The organism is Streptomyces recifensis (assembly GCF_002154615.1).
Taxonomy (GTDB): Bacteria; Actinomycetota; Actinomycetes; order Streptomycetales; family Streptomycetaceae; genus Streptomyces; species Streptomyces griseoluteus.
This window is the reverse complement of sequence record NZ_MUNH01000442.1, coordinates 1-6,932: the sequence shown is the minus strand read 5'-3', so window position 1 is coordinate 6,932 and position 6,932 is coordinate 1. Positions and strand designations below refer to the sequence as shown.

General features: G+C 73.7%; 6 protein-coding genes and 2 pseudogenes. All 8 read left to right on the top strand.

What is annotated here, in order from left to right; all coding sequences use genetic code 11:
• A pseudogene (locus CCN33_RS22095) lies at positions 1 to 457 on the top strand (hypothetical protein); the annotation flags it as partial.
• The gene (locus tag CCN33_RS22090; RefSeq protein ID WP_086695275.1) at positions 454 to 1,161 is read left to right on the top strand and encodes a Pvc16 family protein; all 708 of its coding nucleotides are present in this window, start codon (positions 454 to 456) and stop codon (positions 1,159 to 1,161) included. The pseudogene CCN33_RS22095 and the gene CCN33_RS22090, both read left to right, overlap by 4 nt.
• Entirely contained in the window at positions 1,158 to 3,203 is a 2,046-nt protein-coding gene (locus CCN33_RS22085; RefSeq protein WP_086695274.1) for an ATP-binding protein, read from the top strand. Before CCN33_RS22090 ends, CCN33_RS22085 begins: the two co-directional genes overlap by 4 nt.
• Before the next feature lie 141 nt (positions 3,204 to 3,344).
• The gene (locus CCN33_RS22080) at positions 3,345 to 4,904 is read left to right on the top strand and encodes a phage tail sheath family protein (protein ID WP_086695273.1); all 1,560 of its coding nucleotides are present in this window, start codon (positions 3,345 to 3,347) and stop codon (positions 4,902 to 4,904) included.
• Positions 4,905 to 4,952: 48 nt separating this feature from the next.
• Complete coding sequence (locus CCN33_RS22075; protein WP_030803419.1) at positions 4,953 to 5,393, top strand: phage tail protein; 441 nt, start codon at positions 4,953 to 4,955, stop codon at positions 5,391 to 5,393.
• Positions 5,390 to 5,887 carry a zinc-ribbon domain-containing protein gene (locus CCN33_RS22070; RefSeq protein WP_031183844.1) on the top strand — a complete coding sequence of 166 codons (498 nt, stop codon included), beginning with the start codon at positions 5,390 to 5,392 and terminating at the stop codon, positions 5,885 to 5,887. The genes CCN33_RS22075 and CCN33_RS22070 overlap by 4 nt, the downstream gene beginning before the upstream one ends.
• Positions 5,884 to 6,042: a DUF6760 family protein gene (locus CCN33_RS32185; protein WP_165507338.1), complete on the top strand. Its 159-nt coding sequence runs from the start codon at positions 5,884 to 5,886 to the stop codon at positions 6,040 to 6,042. The genes CCN33_RS22070 and CCN33_RS32185 overlap by 4 nt, the downstream gene beginning before the upstream one ends.
• 4 nt (positions 6,043 to 6,046) lie before the next feature.
• Positions 6,047 to 6,932 (top strand): annotated as a pseudogene (locus CCN33_RS32540) (hypothetical protein); the annotation flags it as partial.

The window sequence follows — 6,932 nt, the reverse complement described above, 5'->3', positions numbered from 1 at the left end:
GCTGCCCGATCTGGCGCCCGGCGGCCGCAGCACCCTGCAGGTCGTGCTCAGCCCGAAGCGGGCGCTGACCGCCCAGGTCACCGGCACCCTGACCACCACCGGCACGGACGCCGACCGCAGCGACAACTCCGCCCGGCAGCGGCTGCGCATTCTCCAGCCCAAGATCGTCGCCGTGCCGCCGATCGGGAAGCCCGGCTTCGTGACCTCGGTGCGCGGCACGGACTTCCCGCCGGGGGTGCCGGTCCGGTTCCGCTGGAAGCCCGGCATCACGGCCGCCGCCGCGCCGACGGTGCCGCTGCCGGACGGCACGTTCATCGGGCAGCTGCTGATCCTCGCCAAGGACCAGACGGGCCCGCGCACCATCACCGCGAGCGGCCCCGGCTTCTCCCCGGTGAAGACGGACTTCCTGGTCGTCAACGGCAGTGTGCAGCCGCCGGACGAGGTGACCCGCCGGTGATCCACGAGGTCGACGAGGCCCTGCGGGGCCTGCTGGAGGAGTCCGGGCTGGCCGCGTCGGGCGTCGAGGTGGTCTTCGACGCGCCGACCAGCGACTGGGCGGCCCGGCGCAGCGCGCCCACCGTGTGCGCGTTCCTGTACGACATCCGCGAGGACAACTCCCGGCGCAACAGCAGCGCGGGCGAGATCTACGACGAGGACGGCTTCGTCGTCGCCCGCCGCTCGCCCGCCCGCTGGTTCGAGCTGACCTATCTGGTCACCGCGTGGGCGAGCCGGCCGCAGGACGAGCACCGGTTGCTGTCCCAGGTGCTGTCCACCCTGGTGTCCACGGACACCCTGGCCCCGCATCTGCTGACCGGCACGCTCGCCGAGCTGGGCCTGATCGTGGGACTGGACGCGGGCGGGACCGGCCTGGAGGCCCCGGCCGCGTCCGACGTGTGGTCCGCGCTGGGCGGCGAGCTGAGACCGTCGCTCGGGGTACGGGTACGCGCCCCGCTGGCCGGCATCGAGCGGGTCGCCGCGCCGCCGGTCACCGAGGGCCTGGTCGTACGGTCGACACCCCACTCCCTGCCGGACGAGACGGAGTCGGCGCGCCGGCTGCGCTACACGGAGATCGACGACCCCGGCGGAGAGGGCTTCGGCGGGTCCCGCGAGCGGCGCCCCGCCCCCGCCCGGCGCCGCAGGAGAGGTGACCGCCAGCCATGACGCACACCGTGGAACCCGAGCTGTGGCGGCGGCTGCACGCCGTGGAGGAGCGGGTACGGAAGGCGGTCGCCGCGCGGCGTGCCGTCGACCCCGACCCGGACGACCCCTACCGGGGCCAGTACCTCACCCCCGAGGCGGCCCAGCGCCTCCTCGACACGCGCGGCGAACCGTCCGCCGCCGAGCCGGAGCGGTCGGCGGAGGACTCCCCGCTCGGCCGTCTGGCACGAGACTTCGGACTTTCCCCGCTCGATCTGGACCTGCTGCTCGTCGCCCTGGCCCCGGACCTGGACGCCCGCTTCGAGCAGCTCTACGGCTATCTGAACGACGACCTCACCCGGCGCCGGCCCACGGTCGGACTGGCCCTCGAACTGTGCGGGCACGCCGGGCTGTCCCCGGCCCGCTTCCGCCTCTCCCCCGGCGCGCCCCTGCTCTCGGGCGGTCTGCTGGAAGTCCAGGAGCCGGAACGGCCGCCGCTGTCACGGGTGTTGACGGTGCCCGACCGGGTGACCGCGCATCTGCTGGGCGACACCGCGCCGGACGCCCGCCTGGGTTCCGTACTCGGAGAGCACACGGCCGACCCGGCGGCCGACCCCGCGCTGGTCCGGCGGGCCGCCGCCGGGGTCCGGAGCGGCACCGGGCATGTGCACCTGCGGGCAGTCGGCGGTGCCCCCGAGGGCCTGGCGGACGCGGCCCTGCGAGAGGCGGGCCGCGTCCCGCTGGTCCTGGACACGGTGGCCCTGGCCCGGCACGCCCGCGACCTGCCCCAACTGGCCGCTGCCGCCGCCCGCGAGGCCCGGCTGACCGGCGCCGGGGTCGTACTCGGCCCGCTGGACGACCTCCCGGACAAGCCCTCCGAGCGGACCCACGTGCTGCGCACGGTGTGCGCGGCGCTGTCCGGCATCCCGCTGTTCACCTACGGCTCGCAGGTCTGGGACCCGGGGTGGGCCGTCCGTACCCCGGTGTCCTTCACCGTGGGCACCTCCTCGCCCGAACAGCAGGCCGTACGGTGGCGGTTCGCGCTGGAGGCGGCCGGGGCCCCGGACGGCTCGGGCAGTGCGGACCTGGCGCGTGCCGTGGCCGCGCACCGGCTCGACTCGGGCCAGCTCCGGCGCGCGGCCGACGCCGCGGTACGCACGGCGGCGCTCGCCGGGCGCCCGGTGGCCGCCGAGGACGTTCGGGCCGCCGTGCGGGCGCAGAACGGGGCGGGGCTGGCCCGGCTGGCGCGCCGGGTGGAACCCGCGGTCGGCTGGGACGACCTGGTGCTGCCGCCGAGGACCCTGCGGGGCCTGCGCGAACTCGCGGTGCGCGCCCGCCACCGCGACCAGGTGCTCGGCCAGTGGGGGATGCGGCCGGGCGGCGGCCGGGGGCGTGGCGTGATCGCGCTGTTCGCCGGCGAGTCCGGCACCGGCAAGACGATGTCCGCCGAGGTGGTCGCCACCGACCTGGGCATGGATCTGTACGTGGTCGACCTGTCGACCGTGGTGGACAAGTACATCGGCGAGACCGAGAAGAACCTGGAGCGCATCTTCACCGAGGCGTCGGCGGTCAACGCGGTGCTGCTGTTCGACGAGGCGGACGCGATCTTCGGCAAGCGCTCGGAGGTGAAGGACGCCCGTGACCGGCACGCCAACATCGAGTCGGCGTACCTGCTCCAGCGGATGGAGTCCTTCGACGGCATCGCCGTGCTGACCACCAACCTGCGGGCCAACCTGGACGAGGCGTTCACCCGGCGGCTCGACGTGGTGGCCGACTTCCCGATGCCCGACGCGGCGCAGCGGCTCGCGCTGTGGGAGCGGTGTCTGGGCGAGCGGCTGCCGCGCGCCGAGGACGTCGACCTCGCGTTCTGCGCCGACCGGTTCGAGCTGGCGGGCGGCTCCATCCGGTCGTGTGCGGTGACGGCCGCGTATCTCGCGGCGGATTCGGGGAATGAGCTGACCATGCGGCAGGTCGTGGAGTCGGTCGCGCAGGAGTACCGCAAGCTCGGCCGGCTGGTGCTGGCCGCCGAGTTCGGTCCCTGGCTCGCGCAGGTCACGGCCGCCTGACCCTGCACGCCGGGTGCGGCCCGTCCGCCCGCGCGGGCAGCCGGGCTGCCCTCGGGCAGGGCCCGATGTCCCCTGCCGCGGGGCACGGTCCGAGGAAAGGGTGGAGGAGACCCGGACCGCAGGACCCGTGAAGGAGCGAGCATGCCGACGTACCTCACCCCAGGTGTTTACGTGGAGGAGGTGCAGTCCGGTGCTCGCCCGATCGAGGGTGTGGGCACCGCGGTCGCCGCGTTCGTCGGCTTCGCCGAGGACGGCCCGTTCCACGAGCCCACGCTGGTGACGAGCTGGGACCAGTACAGCCGGATCTTCGGCGGATTCGTGCAGGGCGCGTACCTGCCGCACTCCGTCTACGGCTACTTCGCCAACGGCGGCGGCTCCGCCTACGTCGTGCGCATCGGCGGCTCCGCCGAGGACTCCTCCGCACCGGCCGGGAACGGCGACGGCGCGCGGCCGGAGCAGGCGGCGCTCGCCGTCGAGGTGGGCGGCTTCCAGATCGCGGCCAAGCCCGGCGTGACCGGCGTGTCCATCGAGATCGCCGACCCGGAGGGCGAGAACCCGCCGGAGGACCGCTTCCGCGTCCTGGTCCGCCAGGGCGAGCAGGTGGCCGAGACCTACGACGCCTCGACCCGCCGGAACGTCAAGGGCTACCTGCCCACCCAGGCCCGCAACTCGAAGCTGATCGAGGTGAGCGAGCAGCGCGGCGGGAACCAGACCCGGCCGGCCGCGCAGACGATCGCCGTGCCGGACGCCCCGGCCGCGCCCGCGCCCTCGGCCTCCGGCCAGGTGGCCCGGCTGGACCCGGCCGAGTACGTCGGTGACGCCGACGCGCGCACCGGCTTCGCCGGTCTGGAGAGCGTCGACGAGATCACCATGGTCGCCGTCCCCGACCTGATGAGCGCCTACCAGCGCGGTGACATCGACGCCGAGGGCCTGCGCACGGTGCAGCTCGCCGTCATCTCGCACTGCGAGCAGATGGGCGACCGCGTCGCCGTCCTCGACGCCCCGCCCGGCCTCTCCGCGCAGGCGGTCCGCAACTGGCGCAACGACGAGGCGGGTTACGACTCCCGCTACGCCACCCTGTACTACCCCTGGGTCCGCGTGCTGGACCCGGCCGCCGGGCGCAACATCACCGTCCCGCCGAGCGGACACGTCGCCGGCCTGTGGGCCCGCAGCGACACCGAGCGCGGGGTGCACAAGGCGCCCGCGAACGAGGTGATCCGCGGCGCGGTCGACCTGGAGCTGCGGCTGAGCAAGGGCGAGCAGGACCTGCTCAACCCGATCGGCGTGAACTGCATCCGTACCTTCCCCGGCCGGGGTGTGCGGGTCTGGGGTGCGCGCACCCTCTCCTCCGACCCGGCGTGGCGCTACCTGAACGTGCGCCGGCTCTTCAACTACCTGGAGGAGTCGATCCTGCTCGGCACCCAGTGGGTGGTGTTCGAGCCGAACGACGACCGGCTCTGGTCGAGCATCCGGCGCAACGTCAGCGCCTTCCTCACCGAGGAGTGGCGCCGGGGCGCGCTGTTCGGGCGCACGGCGGCGGAGGCGTTCTACGTCAAGTGCGACCGGGACAACAACCCGCAGGAGTCCATCGACCAGGGACGCGTGGTCTGCGAGATCGGTGTCTCACCGGTCAAGCCGGCCGAGTTCGTGGTGTTCCGGCTGGCGCAGTTCTCCGACAGCACCAGCCTCGTCGACGAGTGACCTCCGTCGCTTCCGGCACTTATCCACCCAGAAAGGTGACAGACAGTCATGGCTGAGGGCGATGCTCTTTCCACCCATATCTTCGGCGTCCAGCTCGGCGGCTACCTGGTCGAATCCATCCAGGAGATCAGCGGCCTGAGCGTCGAGGAGGAGGTGGTCGAGGTCCGGCAGGTCAGCTCCGAGGGCAAGCAGATCATCCGCAAGCAGCCGGGCGCCCGCCAGGCCGGCGAGATCACGATCACCCGGGGACTCGACCAGAGCAGCGAGTTCACCTCGTGGATCAAGGAGACGCTGAACAACGGCGCGGTGGACACGGCGCGGCAGAATCTCACCATCGAGATCAAGGACTCCACCGGTGAGACCGTGCGGCGCATCCAGCTCATGCAGGGCTGGGCGTCCAAGTGGGAGGGCCCGTCCCTCAAGGCGGGCGAGTCGTCGGCCGCCACCGAGTCCGTGACCATCGTGTTCGAGGAGATCATCGTCGAATGAGGCGTCGTACGGTGACCGCGGGCAACCTGGACGAGATCCTCCAGGCGACGGCTCCCGCGAAGGACGAGGCGGAGGCGGTGTCCAAGCCGTTCACGCCCGCGGCGCCGCCGCGCCAGGAGCCCGCGCTGCGCACGGAGTTCGAGTTCGAGCTGCCGCGCGGGTACGTCGACGAGGCGGGCACCGTGCACCGGCACGGCTCGATGCGGCTGGCCACGGCCCGCGACGAGCTGCGCCCGCAGATCGACCTGCGGGTCAAGGAGAACCCCGCGTACCTCAGTGTCGTGCTGCTCAGCCAGGTGATCACCCGGATCGGCACGGTCACCGATGTGCACGCGGGGATCGTGGAGCGGATGTACGCGACCGATGTCGCGTTCCTCCAGGACTTCTACCGGCGCGTCAACAGCGAGGGCCACACGCGTGCGGCGGTCACCTGCCCGCACTGCGAGGGCGGCTTCGAGGTCGACCTCTCGGGTGGGCGCCTGGGGGAATCGTGACGTACGCGCCTTCCCGGCTGCGGGAGGAGATCGCGTACGTCGCTTACCACTTCCACTGGAGCCGCGAGGAGATCCTCGACCTCACCCATGCCGAGCGCCGGGAGTGGGTCACCGAGATCGCCCGCATCAACACCCGCGTGAACGAAGGCGGTTGACCGCATGGGATGGCGAGACAGGGTGCGTCGGCCCCGGCCGCCCGCCGCCGAGAACGTCGGCGGCGCCGGCTCCGGCCCCATGGAGCAGGCGCCTGCCGGCGTCGGCGTGCCCGAGGGCTGGGACGGCGGCTGGCGTGCGGCTGCCGCGCCTGAACTGACGGTTTCCCGTGCGCCGTTGGCGGTCAGTGACGGGCTCGGCTTCCGCGCGGGGCTGGCGGCCTGGCGCGACCCGTCCTTCGACACCGGGCTCGCGCACGGGGTGCTGCCCTCGGCTCCGGCCGGTCTGGTGCGGGGGGTCGCCCGGACCGCTTCGGGATCCGGGGAGACGTTCGGTGGCGGCGGCCCGCTGCTGTTGCGTGCGGTGCGGCGGGAGGACGCGGAGGAGGTCGCGCCCGCGGGTGGGGAGCGGCTGGAGAGGGTGGTGACCGGCCGGCCCCGGAAAGCGGCGGCATCCCCTGGGGCCGGGCGTGACGGTGGGCCTCGGGTGCGGCGGCGCGGTGCTGCCGACCCGGTCGCGGAACAGCGCGGGCTCACGTCCACGTCGTCTCCCGCGGTACTCGACACCGGTGGGCCGGAGCCCGCGGTGCAGCGGGCGGCGGCCCTCGACGCCGGCGCGTCGGAGCCTGCCGTGCAGCGGGCGGCGGTCGCACCGGCTCCTGCCGCGCGGGCGCTTCCCATGGTGCGGCGCGTCGCGGTGGTGGACCCTCGTACGGGTGGGGCGGCACCGGTCGGCTCGCCCGCGCACACCGGCTCGCGCGCCGAGAGCGTCCCGGCTTCGTCCGGTACGGAGAGGGGGCGCGCCGTTTCCCCTTCCGTGCGTCCCCTTCCCGTGGGCCGCTCGCTGGTCGTCGCTCGGCGGCCGGCACAGCGGCCACCCGCCGCACAGAACC